The sequence below is a fragment of the Streptomyces sp. NPDC058295 genome (assembly GCF_042880655.1).
Lineage (GTDB): Bacteria > Actinomycetota > Actinomycetes > Streptomycetales > Streptomycetaceae > Streptomyces > Streptomyces coriariae.
This window is the reverse complement of the sequence record NZ_JBHVYO010000015.1, coordinates 93,119-111,065: the sequence shown is the minus strand read 5'-3', so window position 1 is coordinate 111,065 and position 17,947 is coordinate 93,119. Positions and strand designations below refer to the sequence as shown.

The following is a 17,947-nucleotide window of genomic DNA, read 5'->3' as shown; positions in this document are numbered from 1 at the left end:
GGGCGGCCCGCGCCACGGGTCCGGGCCGCTTCCGTCAGGTCACGCGGCCGGTGCCGCGCCCTCCTGCTCCGCCTCCACACGCGCGTTCCAGTCCCGCTTCGAGGCCTGCCAGCCGTCCTCGTTGTGGCCGAGCCGCCAGTAGCCGGAGATCGACAGGTCCTCGCGCGGGATCTGGAGCTCGACGCGCAGGAGTTTGCGCAGCTCCTTCACGCAGGCGGCCTCGCCGTGCACGAAGGCGTGCAGGCGGCCCTCGGGGAACTCCAGCGCCCGTACGGCCTCGACGAGCATCTCGCCGACCGGCCGGTCGCCACGGTGCAGCCAGACGACCTCCACGTCGGAGTCGACCTTCTGCTCCTCCTCGGGGCCCGACACCTCGATGAAGGCGTGGGCGACGCTGCCGGCGGGCAGCGACTCCAGGGCGGCCGCGATGGCCGGCAGGGCGCTCTCGTCGCCGGCCAGCAGATGCCAGTCGGCGGTGGTGTCGGGCGCGTAGGCGCCACCGGGGCCCATGAAACGGACGACCTCGCCCGGCTGGACGCGGGCCGCCCACGGCCCGGCCAGGCCCTCGTCGCCGTGGACCACGAAGTCCAGGGTCAGCTCGCGCAGTTCGGCGTCCCAGTTGCGCACGGTGTACGTGCGGGTCACCGGCCACTGCTCACGGGGGAACTCGGCGCGGATGCGTTCCAGGTCGAAGGGCTCGGGGTAGGTCACGCCCTCGGGGCCGAAGAGCAGTTTGACGTAGTGGTCGGTGCAGGCGCCCGCGGTGAAGTCGGCCAGGCCCTCGCCGCCGAGGACGACGCGCTGCATATGGGGGGTGAGCCGTTCGGTGCGGACGACCTGCGCGGAGTGGGGCTTCCGCGGCTTCCGTGCCGGACGTTCTGCCATGACGGCCTCCCATGAGGGTATGGTTAGGTATACCTAAGTTAGCACCTGTCCCCCCGGTGGTGCTCCCCCGTTGCGAGAGGTCGACCGACCTCTCACCCGGATCTCATGCAGAGGATGACTCCCGGCCGGCGCCCGTGTCATTCCCCGACGCGAGAGCAATGATCACGCGGGCGGTGCGCCCAGTGTCGTCAGCAGCCGCTGGAGCGAGCCGCCCAGTCCCCAGCGCTGCGCCAGTGCCTCCAGTGTCGCTCCGTCCCGCGGCGTGTGCGGCAGAGCGGTGTCCACGTCCGGCAGCGGCACGTCGTCGGCGACCTTGACCACCTTCGGCGCGACGGCGAGATACGGCCGGGCCTCGTCCAGCCGCAGCCGCTGCGACGGTGCCAGCTTCGCCGTGCGGTCGTCGACCGCCGCCACGATCCCGGCCAGGTCGCCGAACTCGGCCAGCAGCTTGGCCGCGGTCTTCTCGCCGATACCCGGCACGCCCGGCAGGCCGTCGCTCGGGTCGCCGCGCAGCAGGGCCAGATCCGCGTAGCCGCTCCCGCCGACGCCGTACTTCCCGCGCAGCCACGCCTCGTCCGTGAGCTGGAGCGTGCCGACGCCCTTCAGCGGATACAGCACGCGGACCCCGCGGGCGTCGTCCACCAGCTGGTAGAGGTCGCGGTCGCCGGTGACGATGTCGACCGGGCCCTTCGCCCGCCCGGTGAACGTGCCGATCACGTCGTCCGCCTCGTAGCCGGCGACGCCCACTCGTGCGATGCCGAGCGCGTCCAGGACCGCCTCGATGATCGGCACCTGCGGCGAGAGGGTGTCCGGCACCTCCTCCTCGTCCGGCCCCGACTCGCGCTCCTCGGCGACGCGGTGCGCCTTGTAGGAGGGGATGAGGTCGACCCGCCACTGGGGGCGCCAGTCGGCGTCCATGCAGGCGACCAGCTCGTCCGGCCGGTGGTCCTTGACCAGCCGGTCGATGAAGTCCAGCAGTCCGCGCACGGCGTTCACCGGAGTGCCGTCCGGCGCCTTCACGGAGTCCGGGACGCCGAAGTAGGCGCGGAAGTAGAGCGAGGCGGTGTCGAGGAGCATCAGTCGTCCGGTCACGCCTCGCATCATGCCGCACGCGTGCCCCGGTATCCGGTGCGTATTCACTCCCGTGGCAGGAGTGAACCTCTTGTGAAACCTGCTGTGAACTGAACCACTCGTACGTTTGCCCCCATCGGACCAGGGCAGGGGCCGCCTCGGAGCAGCGCCAGGTTGCGCTTTCAACTGTTTGCTGTTGGCGACTGCTCCGATTCCTGTCCCCGACGAGAGGTACGCGTGTCCTCCAGGCTTGAGGCCGAACATCTGCACAAGGTGTTCGGCAGACGACCGCAGCAGGCAGTCGAGCGGCTCCGGGAGGGAGCCGACCGGGAGGAGCTGCGCGCCGACGGCACCACGGCCGCCGTCATCGACGCCTCCTTCACGGTGGCCCCGGGCGAGATCTTCGTCGTGATGGGCCTGTCCGGCTCGGGCAAGTCCACCCTGCTGCGGATGCTCAACGGGCTGCTGGAGCCGACCGCCGGACGCGTCCTCTTCGACGGCCAGGACCTCACCGCCCTCGCCGACCGCGAACTGCGCGAGGTCCGGGCGAAGAAGATCAGCATGGTCTTCCAGCACTTCGCGCTCTTCCCGCACCGCAGCGTCCTCGACAACGCTGCCTACGGCCTCGCCGTCCAGGGCGTCCCCCGCCGCGAACGCGAGGAGCGCGCCGCCGAGGCCCTGCGGCTCTGCGGTCTGGCCGGCTGGGAGAAGTCCTGGCCGGACGAGCTGTCCGGCGGCATGCAGCAGCGCGTCGGACTGGCCCGCGCGCTCGCCACCGACGCCGACCTGCTCCTGATGGACGAGTCCTTCAGCGCGCTGGACCCGCTGATCCGCCGCGACATGCAGGACCAGCTCCTCACGCTCCAGCAGACGCTGAAGAAGACCATCGTCTTCATCACCCACGACCTCAACGAGGCCATGCGCCTGGGCGACCGGATCGCCGTCATGCGCGACGGCCGGATCGTGCAGACGGGCACGGCGGAGGACATCCTGCTCCGCCCCGCGAACGACTACGTCGCCTCCTTCATCCAGGACGTCGACCGCTCCCGCGTGCTGACCGCCTCCGCCGTCATGGACACCGCCGTGCGCGGCGACGAGGCCGACTGCGGCTGCGAGACCGCCACCCCCGACACCCCGTTCACCGCGCTGTGCGCGCTCAGCGCCCGCCTGACCCACCCGGTGGCCGTCCTCGACGGGAAGCGGAAACTCGTCGGCGCCGTGTCGGGACAGCGCCTCGTCCGCTTCCTCGGCGACGAGCAGGGGCAGGCGACGGCCTGCGACAGTCCGCGCGACGGCGGGAAGAAGGTGATGGCCCGTGCCTAGGCTGCACCTCGGCGACTGGGTCGACTCCGGAGTCGACTGGCTCGTCACCCACATGTCCTGGCTCTTCGACGCGATCAAGACGGTCGTGGAGGGCATGTACGACGGGCTCGACACGGTCCTCACCGCCCCCGAACCGCTCCTCCTCGCCGGCATCCTCGCGGTGCTCGCCTGGTGGCTGCGCGGCCTCGTCGCGGGCGTCCTGGCCTTCGCCGGGTTCGCCCTCATCGACTCTCTCGCCCTGTGGGACGAGGCGATGTCGACGCTCTCCCTGGTGCTCGTGGCCACGGTGATCGCCCTGGTGATCTCCCTCCCGCTGGGCATCTGGGCCGCCCGCTCCAAGGCCGTCAGCGCCACCCTCCGTCCCGTCCTGGACCTGCTCCAGACGATGCCGTCGATGGTGCTGCTGATCCCGGCCATCCTGTTCTTCGGCATGGGCGTCCCCGCGGGCGTCATCGCCACCCTGATCTTCGCGCTCGCCCCGGGCGTCCGGATGACCGAGCTCGGCATCCGCCAGGTCGACGCCGAACTCGTCGAGGCCGCCGAGGCGTTCGGCACGACGCCGCGCGACACCCTGCTGCGCGTGCAGTTGCCGCTCGCCCTGCCGACGATCATGGCGGGCATCAACCAGGTCATCATGCTGGGCCTGTCGATGGTCGTCATCGCCGGCATGGTCGGCACCGGCGGCCTCGGCGGCGCCGTCAACGAAGCCATCGGCCAGCTCGACATCGGCCTCGGCTTCGAGGCGGGCCTCGGCATCGTGATCCTCGCCATCTACCTGGACCGGATGACCGGCGCCCTCGGCACCCGGATCTCCCCGCTCGGCCGCCGCGCCGCCGCCAAGGCCAGGGGCACGGTGTGGACGTACCGTCCGCGCCCGGCCGTGGCCGTGGTCGGCGTGGTCGTGCTCGCCCTGGTCGCCGGCGGGATGAACGTCTTCGGCCCCTCCTCCGGCACCGCCGAGGCCTCCGCCTCGGACATCGGCAAGGGCAAGGAGGTCAAGATCGGCTACATCCCGTGGGACGAGGGCATCGCCTCCACCTACCTCTGGAAGGAACTCCTGGAGGAACGCGGCTTCGACGTCACCACCACCCAGTACGCCGCGGGCCCCCTCTACACCGGCGTCGCCACCGGGCAGATCGACTTCCAGACCGACGCCTGGCTGCCCACCACCCACAACGAGTACTGGAAGAAGTACGGCGAACAGCTCGACGATCTGGGCTCCTGGTACGGCCCCACCTCCCTGGAGCTCGCCGTCCCCTCGTACGTGAAGGACGTCGGTTCCCTGGCGGACCTGAAGAGCCACGCCGCCGAGTTCGACGGCAGGATCACCGGCATCGAGCCCAGCGCCGGAATGATGGGCCTGCTCACGGACAAGGTCCTCGGGCAGTACGGCCTCGACGGCGCCTACACCGTCGTCGACGGCTCCACCCCGGCGATGCTCGCCGAACTCAAGCGCGCCTACGCCGCCAAGAAGCCGATCGTCGTCACCCTGTGGTCGCCGCACTGGGCGTACAGCGACTACGACCTGAAGAAGCTCGAGGACCCCCAGGGCGCCTGGGGCAAGGGAGACGGCGTGCACACCGTCGCCCGCGAGGGCTTCGCCGCCGACAACCCCGAGGTCGGCGAGTGGCTGAAGAACTTCCGCATGACCGAGGCCCAGCTCACCGGTCTGGAGGCGCGGATCCAGAAGGCCGGCAAGGGCAAGGAGCAGGACGCGGTCCGCACCTGGCTGAAGGAGAATCCAGGTCTGGTCGAGAAGTGGGTTCCGGTCGCCGATTCGGGGCAGGAAAGCCGGGCGGCCCGGTGACCTGACAGCACCGCGGCCGCCTGACGAGGGGCGGGCACCGACGTACGGCCTCCGGGCCCGCGTCGGGGCCTGCCCCTCGTGTCGTTCCCGCACCTTCCCCGCCGCTCCCGCTCCGCCACCGCGCTGGTCCGGCCCCGTCCGTCCGCCGCCCCGCCACAGCAAGAATCCGGCCAAGTACGGAGAGCTACGCCCATGCCAGAGCCGAGGTCCGTGCGACGCCGGGGACGAGCGGGAACATGCGCGGCCCTTCGCGCATTGAACCGGACAACCGGTGGGCGGGTCCGTGCCCGGCGTGTCCGGGGTCCGATCGGCTGGCGCGAACTGTGAGGTCCGGCGTTACGCCAGGTGTCCTCGATGTGACGGGCGCATGAAACGGTTTGCCGAACATGCGTAGGGTGCAGACAACTCCTCAGAGGGCGTAGAGGACGTCATGGCAGCGACGAGCTAAGGAGGGAGCCGGAGCGATGGGCGACCACAAAGAACAGCCACTGCGGGTGGGCGCGGCCGTGCGGCGCCGACGCCGGTCCCTGGAGCTCACCCTCGCCGTCGTGGCCGAGCGCAGCGGCCTGTCGGTCCCGTTCCTCAGCCAGATCGAGAACGAGCGCGCACGGCCCAGCACCAGCTCCCTGGAGAAGGTCGCCGACGCCCTGCGCACCACGGCCGTCGAGCTCCTCGCCGCCGCCGACCCGGCGTGCAGCGTGGACGTCGTGCGCGCCGAGGTGACCGAGCCGGGTCCGGGGCCCGAGCCGGAGCCGCGCTCGCGTTCCCTGGTGCGCGGTCACCACCAGATGCACGCCTCGGAGTTCACCGGCGACCATGACGCGGGCCGTGAGTTCCAGTACCGCAACGACCAGTTGATGTACGTGGCCGACGGCGCCGTGGAGATCGAGGCGGAGGGCCGCGCCTACCGCCTCGGCCGCGGCGACACCCTCTACCTCACCGGCGGGGTCAGGCACCGCTGGCGGGCGACGGTGCCGGACACCCGGGTGGTCGTCGTCGCCGTGGCCGAGCACATCGAGGCGGTACGGGACCGGGACCGGGGCCGGAAGCGGTAGTGCGGATCGTCTCGCTGGTGCCGTCGCTCACGGAGGCGGTGGCTTCCTCCGTGCCCGGCGCCCTGGTCGGCGCCACCGACTGGTGCACCCACCCGGCGGGCCTCGACGTCACCCGGATCGGCGGAACCAAGAACCCCCGGGTCGACCGGATCGTCGCCCTCGCCCCCGACCTGGTGATCGCCAACGAGGAGGAGAACCGGGAACCGGACCTGGCCGGCCTGCGCGCGGCCGGCCTCGAGGTCCTGGTGACCGGGATCCGCGACCTCCCGCAGGCCTTCGGTGAGCTGGCGCGGGTGCTCCGGGCGTGCGGGGCGTCCTCGCGACCGAGGTGGCTCGACGAGGCGGAGGAGGCGTGGGCGGCGCCGCTGCCGCCCACCCGCCGCCGGACGGCCGTCGTACCGATCTGGCGCCGCCCGTGGATGGTGCTGGGCCGCGACACCTTCGCCGGGGACGTACTGGCCCGCCTCGGCGTCGACCAGCTGTACGCCGACCACGCCGAACGCTATCCGCGGATCCCGGTCGAGGAACTGCTCGCCGCCGCACCGGACCTGGTCGTGCTGCCGGACGAGCCCTACCGCTTCACGGCGGACGACGGCCCGGAGGCCTTCCCCGGTCTGCCCTGCGCGCTGCTCAGCGGACGGCACCTGACGTGGTACGGCCCGTCGCTCGCCGAGGCGCCGAAGGTGCTGGGCGAGGCGCTGCGAGCAGCACATCCACGGATGTAGCTTCTGGGCATGGCCGAGGACCTGGTACAGCGAGCGCACTGGGGCAACTTGGAAGGGCAGAACTGGGCCGGACTGGCCCGACTGTCCACGGAAGAGATCGAGGGCGAGGCCCTCGACGACGGCGCAAGGGAATCGACGCGCTTCGTGCCGATGACCAGCAGGGACATCAAGAGCACGGAGGAGCAGGAGAAAGACGGCCGTCAGTTCATCGAGAGCCGAGGCGGCCGGTACATCCACACCTACCTGGAGCCGGACACCTCGGCTTGGAAGCGCCGGCGCGTGCGCCTGCCCGATGGGACCACGGGCTACCGCGTGGTGAGGCCGGTGTTCGAGGGCGCGCTGGAGGACCTCAAGCAGGGCACCGCGCCGAACGGGGAACGCATCGACGGACTGATCGTCTATGACATCGATCGCCTCACGCGCGACCCCCGGCACCTCGAAGACGCGATCGAGACCGTCGAGCACTACCGCCGACCGATCATCGACATCACGGGCACGCTGGATCTGCTCACCGACAACGGCCGAGCCATGGCCCGAGTGGTCGTCGCCATGGCCAACAAGCAGTCGGCTGACACGGCCCGGCGACTGAAACGCAACCACAAGGCGCGGCGAGACTTGGGCATACCAGTGGGCGGTACGCGCCCATTCGGGTGGCAGGAAGACAAGCGCACGCTCAATCCGACCGAGGCAGACCTGATCCGAAAGGCAGCTCGGCGGCTCATCGAGGGTGCGACGTGGTACGCGATCATCGCCGATTGGAATCGCAAGGGCATCACCACGTCCCGAGGCAATGCCTGGACGCAGAGCACACTCAGGGAATCCATGCGGAATCCGCGCCTGTGTGGCTACCGGCCTTACACGGTGGTCGAGTTCGATCCCGACACAGGTCGCGAACTCAAGAACATGACCATCACGCGTGACAGCAGAGGCGACCCTGTCATCGGCCAGTGGCAACCGATCTTGACGATTGCCGAGTGGGAGGCGCTGGTCGCGGTCATCGGTGAAGGGCCTGTGCGCGGTACAGGATTCAATACCCGCAAGTACCTGGGGACCGGGACGCTGCGCTGCGGCAAGGAGGGCTGCGGAGCGCTCCTCCGCCCGTGCAAGGCCTCACCGAGCCTGGGCAAGCCGGAGGGGTACTTCTACTACGGCTGTCATGCGAAGAGCACGGGACGAGGCTGTGGGGGCGTGAAGATTCCCGGCCCGGAGACGGACGCGTTGATTGCGAAACTGGTGATCGCGAAGTACGAGGAAGAAGCCGCTGCGCGGAATGCGGTTGCGGTCCCGAAGGCATGGCCGGGCGAGGACGAGCTGAGGAACGTTCGGGAAGACATCGACGACCTGAAGCAGGCTCGCAGGGCACGCAAGATCAGCGCTGAACGGTACTACGCGGATCTTGCAGAGTACGAGTCGGACGAGCGTCGGTTGGCGAAGGACCGCAATGCGTGGAATCGCAGGATCCTGGCAGCCCAGGGAGAGCCCGTGGACGTGGCGAAGGAGTGGTACCGCGACGGTGTCACCCTGGCTGAGCGCCGCTCCTATGTGGAACAGACGCTGACTGCGCTTGTCGTTCTCCAGGTGGGCAGAGGGCGCAGGGTCCCTGTGCGGGACCGCGTGGTCCCTGTGTGGGCCGAGAAGTAGCAGCGAGACCAGGCTGAGCCCGTCACTTCGTACGGCGCGGGTGACGGGCCTTGCCACATGTGGACACATCGAGCCCCAAGGAAGCGTTCATCCTCCGCCACTTGGCATCCGACCACTTGGGAGCCCTTTTTGCGTGCGTCCGAGCCCAGACCATGTCGTGATCTTCTGCTTCGTCACTCGGATGCGGCACCCATCCGCCCCCTGTCGGAGGCCCGCACTCCCGCAGTGACTTCGCTATTTACGGCAAGGTCTTCAGCGACCGCGGCGGCCAGGAGTGCCGCGCCCGGCGTATGGCCGGAGCCGACGTAGCGCCACTGAGCATCTGTGACCGTGCCAGGCGCGGTGTCGTGGCCGCGGTGTTCGGCGCGGTCGGCGCGCAGGGCGGCGTATGTCGTCGAGTAGGCGCGCGACTTGGTGAGGACATGGCCCCGGTAGCCGAGTGTGTGAGCCCAGGCCCGCAGATGCAGGGGTGCGAACTCCGGGAGACCGCCGAGGCGCCAGCACATCCGCATGAGTGCCCGAACGTGGTCGGAGACGCGGGCAGCGTCGATGTCCTCCCGGCTCGTGAGCCGGTAGTCGGTGCCGGCCCCTGTCTCGCCCGCTCCTTTGGTGACGTACTTGGCGACGTAGGCAGCTACGGCATCGTCGGCCGGTCCGTCACCATCGATGCGAAGCGGTCGGACATCGAGTTGGACACCCCAGCGGAGGGCGAGTTCGCCGACGGCGGGACTGTGAGCCGTACGGATCACGACCCGGCTTGCGGAGGCACGTACTGAGTCGGCGAGTCTGTTGCTTGCGCCCCAGGCCGGGGCTTCGTCGTCGGGTCCGGTCGGGCCGTCGAGGCGGACGACCGCGTGGACGTGGACGGCGGCGCGTTTCTGGTATTCGGCAACGCGAGCGAAGGACAGTCGGGCGTGCTGGGGGAAGCGGGACTGTGTGATGCCGGCCGACGAGGCGAGGTGACGCCGGACGCCGATGACGAAGCGGTCCCAGAGCTGGCCCGCGTGTGCGTACCAGAGGACGTGGCCGGTGTAGTCGTAGCAGTCGGGGCAGAGCGGTCCACCGACAGCCGGGTCATCCTGGGCATGGATCAGGCCGCAGCCGAGGGGTCGCCCGTGTTCGCATACGCCGCCGTCGCGGCGGGGACGGCACCGTTCGCCAGCACGGTGGACCGAACCGAAGGACGGGGCGGTCAGGGTGATGAAGAGCCGGGGGCGGTGGCGCACGGTGGCAGGGATGTTCTTGCCACCGAGGAGGCCCGCGCGGATCAGGTGATAGGTGTCTCCGGCGTGGAGGCGGGAGCAGGCGGGGCAGACGGTTGAGCGTCTGTTGCGGCAGCGGATGAGGAGGCGTTCGCCGGGTTCGTTGCGGGTGTCGTAGTGGTGGAGTATCTCGCCGGTCGTGCCGTCCAGAGTGGTGGTGGAGCCGGTGAGGTGGACGGGGTGGGAGCAGCCGCCGGTTGCGGTGATCTGTTCCAGCCAGCGGGCGAATTGGGGGTCTTGGGCGAGGCGGATTGCGTCGCGGTCGGTTTCGGGGAGCTGGCGCAGGCGCGCCGCGCGGTCGAGAGCGGCGCGCCTGTCAGCCGGGGTGTAGTGCGGGGTGATGGTGGTGGCCTTCCGGGGTGAGCCGCCGCAGCGGCACGGATGTGGGTGGGTGGCACGAGGTGGGTCATGGGGATCACTCCCTTGGGTGGTGGGTGTGGTGGGGGTTCAGCGGATGGTGCCGGTGCCGCGGCAGACGCGGCAGCGCCGGAGGCGTCCGGTCCAGGTCTTGCGGGCTCCGTCGCCCTTGCAGTGCGGGCACCTCACGCGAGGCATAGGCATGGGGGGTACGTCCCTTCTCTGCTCAGGTGTGGGAGAAGCCGCTGATGAACCAGGTCACGAGTCCGTGGACGGTGAAGACCACGGGGGTCTGGCCGAGGTAGACGCCGAAGAGGCCGACACAGACGGCTTCCCAGGCGCGGACGTCGCGGGAGCGGACGAGGAGGACGGTGATGATCCCGAAGATCACCGCGAACGTGAACGCCGTACCTTCGCTGATCACTTCGACTCTCCTTCCAGCGCCGTCAGAGCGCGGGTGACGAGGGGCAGTTCTGGGGTCATCGCGCTGTACTTGCGGGCCGTGGCCACGGCCTCATCGGTGGGGGTGAGGTGGGAGCGGGCGCGGCTCCATCCACCATCAGGGCCGGTGCAGACGGCCACGCCACGCTCTTCCGGCGTGATGGCCTGTGCGACGGCGACGGCGTCCTTGTTGAGGTCGCCGAGGGTCATTTCGGCGGTGCCGGGGTCGTTGACCCGGTGACAGATCCGGCCCCCGAGTTGGGCGCGCAGGGCGGTGACGCCGGGGCCGAGGTCGGATCCGACGCGTTGGCCGGCCACGACCAGGTGAATGCCGAGGGCGGCACCGAGCTGGGCGAGACGTAGCAGGAGGGTGGAGCACTGTTCGGCTTCCGCCTTGCTCTCGCGGGTGCCGTCGGACAGGTACAGCTCTGCGATCTCGTCGACCAGGACGACGACCGGAACCGGGCGGAGCTTGTCCCGGAGCTCCCAGACCGAGCGGACCCCGGCCGACCGGCAGGCACTCATCCGGTCCTGCATGTCGACGACCAGGGCGGCGAGGACGGCGACCGCTTCCCGCCGTGAGGTGGCCAGTGCGCTGAGCCGTCCGGCGAAGAGGCCGAGTTCCATGCCGCCTTTGCAGTCGATGCCGACCAGGGCGACCCGCTGCGTGGCGAGTTGAGTGATGAGCCGGGCCAGCAGCGTCGACTTGCCCGAGCGGGTGGCCCCGGTGATCAGCCAGTGCGGGACCAGCCGCAGGTCCATCACCCATGCCCCGCCGGTCTCTAACGCCCCGATGAGGGCGGACAGGAGTTCGGCCGGGGCGGTGGCTAAGCCGGGCCGCTGAAGCGGATCATGGGCCATGGCGGTCAGGAGCACGATGCCGCGTTCGGGCGAGGTGACCCGCACCGCGTGGACCTTCCATGCGTGGACGAATGCGTCCGCCGCCTTCAGATAGGTCGCCGGGGTCTGCCCCGCGTGCAGCCGCACCACCATGGTCAGCCCCATGGGTGTGACGCGGGGAAAGGAGCAGCGCGGAGCGACCGGCCTTACCGGGTCGCCCTTGACCAGCAGGTGACCGACGAGGGTCCGAGCCGGGAGCCGCGAGACCGCGAGGTCGTTCAGGACGGCGATCCGCCGCCAGGTGAACACCGCCCGCCACGCGGTGATCGGGTAGCCGATGAGGTACCAATGCCAGACCGGACGGTGCCGGCGCACGAGGTCGCCGACGACGAGCATCCAGGCCAGCACGGCGAGGGCGAAGGCGAACACGATCGGTCCCATCACGCGTCACCGCCCTTGCCATGCGGGGCAGCACTCGTGCGGACGGGGGTGATGGCGTCGGCGCGGAAGCTGACGCCGTGCCGGTCGCCCATGGCCCACATGAACGCCACCAGACCGGTGACCTTGACGATCTGTCCTTCTTCGATGCCGGTCGGTTCGCCGCTGACGGCGATCTCGATGACGGAGATCCGCCGCCGGTCCTGCCGCACGGTGACGGCGACGGTGTAGACGGGGTTGCCGTCCCGGTCCTTCTTCACCTCCTGCGTCTCGGAGTTGCTGATCTTCACTTCCGGAGCGATGGCGCACCGCAGTACGCCCAGCCGCGCCGTGTCCACGGGAATGGACTGCATGTCTTCGGCCTCCCTGGCCAATCGGACGCCAGTCATATGCTGACGTCACTTGTCCTTACGAGTGACGAGTTTGGAGTGCTGTACGGCGAGTGCGCAACTACTTATGCTGACGAGTGACGCCGCGCGTGCGACGTGCCTATGACCCCGACCCGTCGGAGATGCCCAGATGTCGGAGATCCAGCGCCCCGGAGCCCTCTACCAGCAGGTGGCCGCCGCGATCCGCGAAGCGATCCTGTCCGGCGAGCACGAGCCCGGAGCCCCGCTCCCCTCGGAAGCCCAGCTCATGGAGCGCTACCAGGTCTCGCGCCCGACCGTCCGCAACGCGGTCGCCGCCCTGCGGTCGGAAGGGCTGATCGACGTCCGCCACGGCAAGGGCAGCTTCGTACGCGCCGACCACGGGCCCGCCGCGGGCATCTCCCGCCACGTCGGCAAGACGCCGACCGGGCACTTCACGCTGTACGGCGTAGCCGCCTGGCAGCAGACCGAGGAACCGGCCACCTACCGCACCCACGCCACCGAAGCCACAGCCCACCAGCTGGAACTGAAAGTGGAGGACGCGCTGTTCGGCTGTGACCGGCTGCTGGCCGACCCGGCGTCCGGAGCGCGGGCGATGCACCGCACGCTGATCCCCTTCACCACGGCCGAGGCCGTACCCGCCCTCGCCGAAGCACCGGACACCGAACCGGCGAGCGTGTACGCGCTGCTGACGAAGGCCGGGCACACGCTGTGGTGGTCCGAGACGGTACGGGCCCGCATGCCGCTGCCCGACGAGCGCACCGCGCTGCGGCTTCCCGACGCGACCCCGGTCCTGCACGTGTCCCGCGTGACCTGCGGCACCGACGACCAGGCCCTGATCCTCGAAGAACTCCGCATCCCAGCCGACCGCGCCGAACTCACCTACCGGATCACCGCCGACAAGGAGCCCACCCGACGCGGCAAGGCGTGAGCGCGAACGGCAATCGGTCGAAACAGTCTTCACTTCCTCAAGGGCGCGCCTGCGGCGCGCCGGGCCGCCCGGCCGCCCCGGCCGGGCATGCGGCGTGACCGCCGGTCCCGGCCGGACGCCGGACGCCCCACACCGCAGCCAGCCCAAGGAGTCGAAGCGTCGACCGGTGGTCGAGGGCCGGGGCGTGGGTGGCTGGGGGTCGCCGACCTCCGAGGCTTTAGGCAGCCACCATGGGGCGAGCCTCGAAGAACAGGGGGCCCATCGGGCACAACACCGGGCAGGTCCAGTACCTGCCCGATTCGCCGGGCGAGCGTAAGGCCCCCTGTTCACTCGCCCCATGGCAGCTCCCGCCCAAAGTCTCTCCACCCGACGACGTGCCCACCCGCACCGCCAACCCGCGGACACACACCTCACAGCGCACCCCCGTCGTCGACGAGACCCTCGAGAAGTTCCGCGAGCCGGACGGCCGCAGCGGGCACGCCCACCAGGCGGACCACACCCCGCCCTACGTCATCCGTCGAAGCCACCGCACGTAACTGCGACGGCTCGAACGCTGCCGTGTGAAGAGCACGGTTCACTTGGTCGGCCGCCGCCCGCGCTGCTCGCCAGCCAGCCATGTAGTCCACCCCACGCACCCAAAGACCGTGATCCGCATCTGCGACATCAGGCCCGTCGTCCGGCGCATTCTCACCCGCATCGATTGCCTTACTCACTTCCGACCCCGATCTAGATAACGGATCATCAACTTCCTTTGACCGGGGCGGAAACGCAGCACGACGGCCCCGGTACCATCAGGCACCGGGAACCGCCGTGTTCCCAGCCGGGCCACCCTTCGCTTTCCAGGGCATACGGGGTGGCCCGGTCTCGGTATTGGGTTGTGAAGCGCGGACCCTCGCTCAGAGGGATTGGGAGAGCCCCGGCGAGGGGCCGCACCTCTTGGCTGGAGTGGTCATCTCCAGCCGGGGACCGGGCCGCCGTCCGCTCCCGATCGCGTGGGAGTGGCAGGGGTTGGCGGCCCGGAGATCAGCAGGCTGTTCGTCCCGTAGCGCCGTCGTCACGGTCGAAGCGGCACCAGATGGTCTTGCCGCCTTGATCGCCGGGACGCCACCAGACCGAGGAGGCCAGCCGCTGGACGATGAACAGTCCACGGCCGTTGTCCGGCAGGACCGCTTCCGACAGCTCGCCCGCCAGACCGGGCGAGAACGCGTCTCCCAGCGGCAGCAGCGGGGGCGAGGAGTCCTCATCCGCGATGCCGATGAACACCCACTTGGGCCATACCTTGAACGTCAGGTCGATACGTCGGGCACCACCAGGACGAGCGAGGCCCCGTTCGGGCACCACATGGTTCACCACGTTGCCGACCAGTTCGGACACGACCAACCGCGCGTCATCCACGAACTCACTCGCGTCCGCATCCGTCAGGAACACGGCCGTCATGTCACGGGCGACCCGCGCAGTGTTCGGTGACTCGGCGAACAGCGAAGCCGTCAGGAAGTGCCCACCGGCCGACGGATCCGGCACCGCGAACCAGTGGTCGAACGCGTCCACCTCGTGCGCCAGGCGCTCAGCTCTTCTTGCCTCCATCACATCCCTCTCCGGGCCCCGTAAGCCCCCTCACGGCACCGCTTGCATCACGCAAGCCAGTACACGGGCAGACGGACGTGACCGGCAGCGTTCACCAGGGGGTTCACGTGAACACCCGCAAAGGCAAGGGGGTTCACCAATGGACCCCCTTGAACGAAACTGCTGTGTCAGGATGAACACTCGCCGTCATTCTCGGGTTGGCAGGGGAGCATGAGCCGGGAGCAGAACGCGCACTTAATCGCCGTCATGGCCGAGGCTCAGGTTTCGAATAAGGGACTGGCCAAGCGCATGCAAGACGCCGCCACCCAGCGCGGCATCCGTCTCGGCACGACACATATCGCAGTGCAGCGATGGCGCGACGGCTCAGGCATCAAGCCCGAGACGGCAGCGATCATGGCAGACGTTCTCTCAGCCAAGCTCGGACGCCGAGTCGCCCTCGGTGATCTCGGCTTCTTCGACCACACCAGAGCAAGCGCACCGGAGCCGACCGGCTATCCCAACACGCTTCCCGAGGCACTCTCCGCGCTTGACGAGCTGGCCCAGGAGCGCGCCGACGCGCCCACGTCGGACCCGTTGATCATCGCGGACGCCGACCTCAGCTCCGCAGTCTTGTCATGGATGATCGCCCGCCCTGACGGCATCGAGGCCGACCGGCCGGCACAACAGCGCGTTGGCATGCGCGATGTCCGCGCGATCAGGGACGCCGCCGCCACCTTCATGCAGCTCGACTTCAAGTACGGCGGAGGCCACGGTCACCGGGCGTTACGTCACTACTTCCGCTATGAGGTGCTGCCCCTGCTGAACGTGAGCTACAGCGAGAAGGTGGGAACGGCCTTATTCGGCGCCGCAGCCGAGGTCTCTCAGCTACTGGCGTGGACCGCCTACGACACCGGGAATCACCGCCTCGCACACCGCTATCTCACTTCCACGCTGCGCTTGTCCCAGGTCATCGACGACCGCATGTTCGGGGCTCGCATTCTCGGCAACCTCAGTCACCAGGCCAACTACCTCGGAAACCATGCCCAGGCTGTTCAGCTAGCGCGGGCCGCAGTCGAGGGCGCCAAGAACCGAGCCACCCCACGCGCCATGGCACTCAGCTCAGCGATGGAGGCCCGAGCCCTCTCCAACGCAGGCGACCGCGTCGCGGCAGCCCGCGCTATGAACGAGGCAGCGCGCCACTTCGAGCACGCCGACACCGTCGTGGACCCGGCTTGGCTCGCCTACTTCGACGAAGCGGAACTTATGGGCGAACTCTGCCACTGCTTCCGCGACCTCAAGATGCGTCGACAGGCCGTCGAGCAGGCCCAGCGCGCCGTGGACAGCACCGACCCGAAGTACGCCCGCACTCTCGGCTTCTGCCGCATGGTGCTGGCCCAGAGCCAGCTACTGAACGGCGAGGTGGACGCCGCCCTCACCACCGCGAGCCTCGCAGTCGAGCGCGGAGACTCCCTTCAGTCCTCACGCTTCCAGCGCTACGTCACCGACTTCCAGCGCGAGATCAGCGTGCATGCGACAAGCCCCGCCGTAGCCGCCTTCCACGAGAAGGTGAGCGACGCGTTCGCACGGCTGGACGAGGACGAGTAACGGCTACGACGGCCGCCAGTCCCGAGGCGCCTGATCATTCCGAAGGCCAGCGATGCGCCGCCGGTACTCAGCCGCGGTCTCTTCGTTCTCCCGCACGTTCTGCATGAGCCACGTCGTCATGCCGAACTCCTGCATCCCTCGCAAGGTCTCGTACCCGTGCCAGTCGTACAGGTCCCGCCCGTACGACGCGACGAAATCGGCGTACTGCGCATCGGTCTGCCAACCGAGACTGTGATGCTCCACGGCAGTCACCATGAGATCCCACTCAGGATGATCGAAGCAGAACACCTCGAAGTCAATCAGGATCACGCGCCCGCGGCCATTCACCATGAGGTTCTGCACATGCGCATCGCCGTGCACCGGCCCCTTGGACGACTCGAACCGCAGCTCCAAGTACTTGTCCTGCAACTCCCGCCACCGCTTCCGCAGGAACGCCCGGTCATCCTCCGGGATCGCAGCCCTATCGATCCGCAGTTCCTGCTTCTCGAAGGGATCGAACGACGGCAGCTCAAGGCCGGCGGGAACGGTCAGCGAGTGCAGGTCCCGCAGGATGCCACCCAGCTCCCCGTACGTGGCCTTGCGGCCCCCCTCAACGATCAGATGCCAGAACGTCACCGGATGCCCATCGATCAGGAGTGGCTGTTCCACGTCTTCGACGATCCGAGCAGCCGGGAATCCCTCCGCCGCCAACCACCGGGCCACGGCGACCTCTTTGCGCGCCGTGGGCACCCATTCCTCGCCCCGAGCGATGCGGACGACCACTGGTACGGAAGCCAGCCGGAACAGCGCGTTCTCCCCGAGGCGGATCAGCTCGGCGCCTCTGTCGTCGAGCCCCGCCGTCCGGCACGCGGCACGTAACACCCGCGCAGCCCCAGCCGACGTGAACCCCTCATCCGTGCGAGCAGCGTCAACCGCCATGCCCGTACCAGCTCCCCTAGTCGCGCGCGATCAACCAGCGCACGCCCACGGGCGACCAACCCGACGCACGCCAGACACGACTAGGACCGTACCCACCAAGCGCTCGTCGACGATAGGTGGAACGCCGGCGCCTTAAGGCAACGACTTCGGCAGGATGCAAGACACAACCGCGCAACGTCTGGGAAGATACTGCCTCACTCTGGCTAAATAAAGCACATAGAGGCGGGGGACCGTGTCTCGCACTAGCAAGTGGTTGATGATCATTAGCGTTGCTGTAGGCGTGTTGGCGGTTTGCGTGGGTGCCGCATATATGGCAATCCCAGGCGACGTGTCAAACCGTATTGCCATAGGGACGGCAGTGGGCAGCTTGGTCGGCGGACTTATTGGCGCATGGGCGCCGTCCGTAATCGAGCGATCAAATACGATAACTACAGGTCCTACTGCACCTGCTGACAGAGACCCAGCTCATCAAGCTGAACAGGCATCTGACGGAAACGGAGCCACGCAGCAGAGCATTGGAGGGTCTGGGTTCAACCTCTCGGCAGGAAACGGCGGAACAAACTTCCAAGGTGCCACATTCACTTTCGGCACGACTCCCCCTGAAGTCACAAAATCTGACAGTGAGGGTGGGGTGGTGCCCCCAAAAGTAATCAGACTGGGGGAGATCCCGCGTGAACCTCCTGGATACCAACAGCGAACAGATCTCCTGCGAAGCCT

At 68.9% G+C, this 17,947-nt stretch carries 16 protein-coding genes; 8 read left to right on the top strand and 8 right to left on the bottom strand.

Going from position 1 to position 17,947, the window contains the following annotated elements:
• Positions 1–39: 39 nt before the first annotated feature.
• Positions 40–885: a siderophore-interacting protein gene (locus ACFVYS_RS18315; RefSeq protein WP_389503142.1), complete on the bottom strand. Its 846-nt coding sequence runs from the start codon at positions 883–885 to the stop codon at positions 40–42.
• Between the two features lie 162 nt (positions 886–1,047).
• Positions 1,048–1,986, bottom strand: coding sequence for a 5'-3' exonuclease H3TH domain-containing protein (locus tag ACFVYS_RS18310; RefSeq protein WP_389503268.1), 939 nt, complete (start codon positions 1,984–1,986; stop codon positions 1,048–1,050).
• A 207-nt stretch (positions 1,987–2,193) separates the two neighbouring features.
• On the opposite strand from ACFVYS_RS18310, the gene ACFVYS_RS18305 reads away from it, so the two are divergent.
• From ACFVYS_RS18305 to ACFVYS_RS18285, 5 genes are all read left to right on the top strand, one after another.
• Positions 2,194–3,279 (top strand): glycine betaine/L-proline ABC transporter ATP-binding protein, encoded by a 1,086-nt coding sequence (locus ACFVYS_RS18305; protein WP_389503140.1) that lies wholly within the window; start codon positions 2,194–2,196, stop codon positions 3,277–3,279.
• A complete protein-coding gene (locus ACFVYS_RS18300; RefSeq protein WP_389503138.1) occupies positions 3,272–5,086 on the top strand; it encodes an ABC transporter permease/substrate binding protein in 1,815 nt (604 codons plus the stop codon). Before ACFVYS_RS18305 ends, ACFVYS_RS18300 begins: the two co-directional genes overlap by 8 nt.
• A gap of 464 nt (positions 5,087–5,550) precedes the next feature.
• Positions 5,551–6,141, top strand: a complete 591-nt coding sequence (locus tag ACFVYS_RS18295; RefSeq protein ID WP_020128360.1) for a helix-turn-helix domain-containing protein — start codon at positions 5,551–5,553, stop codon at positions 6,139–6,141.
• Positions 6,141–6,866, top strand: a complete 726-nt coding sequence (locus tag ACFVYS_RS18290) for a helical backbone metal receptor (RefSeq protein WP_389503136.1) — start codon at positions 6,141–6,143, stop codon at positions 6,864–6,866. The genes ACFVYS_RS18295 and ACFVYS_RS18290 overlap by 1 nt, the downstream gene beginning before the upstream one ends.
• Positions 6,867–6,875: 9 nt before the next feature.
• Positions 6,876–8,507 (top strand): recombinase family protein, encoded by a 1,632-nt coding sequence (locus ACFVYS_RS18285; RefSeq protein WP_389503134.1) that lies wholly within the window; start codon positions 6,876–6,878, stop codon positions 8,505–8,507.
• A gap of 173 nt (positions 8,508–8,680) precedes the next feature.
• On the opposite strand, the gene ACFVYS_RS18280 is transcribed toward ACFVYS_RS18285, so the two are convergent.
• The 4 genes from ACFVYS_RS18280 to ACFVYS_RS18265 all read right to left on the bottom strand — a co-directional run bounded on the left by ACFVYS_RS18280 (position 8,681) and on the right by ACFVYS_RS18265 (position 12,198).
• A complete protein-coding gene (locus ACFVYS_RS18280; RefSeq protein WP_389503267.1) occupies positions 8,681–10,054 on the bottom strand; it encodes a replication initiator in 1,374 nt (457 codons plus the stop codon).
• Positions 10,055–10,352: 298 nt separating this feature from the next.
• The gene (locus tag ACFVYS_RS18275; protein WP_389503132.1) at positions 10,353–10,550 is read right to left on the bottom strand and encodes a hypothetical protein; all 198 of its coding nucleotides are present in this window, start codon (positions 10,548–10,550) and stop codon (positions 10,353–10,355) included.
• Entirely contained in the window at positions 10,547–11,848 is a 1,302-nt protein-coding gene (locus tag ACFVYS_RS18270) for an FtsK/SpoIIIE domain-containing protein (protein WP_389503130.1), read from the bottom strand. Before ACFVYS_RS18270 ends, ACFVYS_RS18275 begins: the two co-directional genes overlap by 4 nt.
• A complete protein-coding gene (locus ACFVYS_RS18265; RefSeq protein WP_389503128.1) occupies positions 11,848–12,198 on the bottom strand; it encodes a hypothetical protein in 351 nt (116 codons plus the stop codon). Before ACFVYS_RS18265 ends, ACFVYS_RS18270 begins: the two co-directional genes overlap by 1 nt.
• Positions 12,199–12,364: 166 nt before the next feature.
• Here ACFVYS_RS18265 and ACFVYS_RS18260 point away from each other — a divergent pair, with 166 nt between their 5' ends.
• Together ACFVYS_RS18260 and ACFVYS_RS18255 are read left to right on the top strand one after the other, a co-directional pair.
• Positions 12,365–13,144, top strand: a complete 780-nt coding sequence (locus ACFVYS_RS18260) for a GntR family transcriptional regulator (protein WP_389503127.1) — start codon at positions 12,365–12,367, stop codon at positions 13,142–13,144.
• A 374-nt stretch (positions 13,145–13,518) separates the two neighbouring features.
• Complete coding sequence (locus tag ACFVYS_RS18255; RefSeq protein ID WP_389503125.1) at positions 13,519–13,680, top strand: hypothetical protein; 162 nt, start codon at positions 13,519–13,521, stop codon at positions 13,678–13,680.
• 487 nt (positions 13,681–14,167) lie between these two features.
• On the opposite strand, the gene ACFVYS_RS18250 is transcribed toward ACFVYS_RS18255, so the two are convergent.
• Complete coding sequence (locus ACFVYS_RS18250; RefSeq protein WP_389503124.1) at positions 14,168–14,728, bottom strand: ATP-binding protein; 561 nt, start codon at positions 14,726–14,728, stop codon at positions 14,168–14,170.
• 210 nt (positions 14,729–14,938) lie between these two features.
• Between ACFVYS_RS18250 and ACFVYS_RS18245 the strand changes: the two genes are divergently transcribed.
• Positions 14,939–16,312, top strand: a complete 1,374-nt coding sequence (locus tag ACFVYS_RS18245) for a sporulation protein (RefSeq protein ID WP_389503122.1) — start codon at positions 14,939–14,941, stop codon at positions 16,310–16,312.
• Positions 16,313–16,315: 3 nt separating this feature from the next.
• On the opposite strand, the gene ACFVYS_RS18240 is transcribed toward ACFVYS_RS18245, so the two are convergent.
• A complete protein-coding gene (locus ACFVYS_RS18240; protein ID WP_389503120.1) occupies positions 16,316–17,230 on the bottom strand; it encodes an aminoglycoside phosphotransferase family protein in 915 nt (304 codons plus the stop codon).
• Positions 17,231–17,947: the final 717 nt, after the last annotated feature.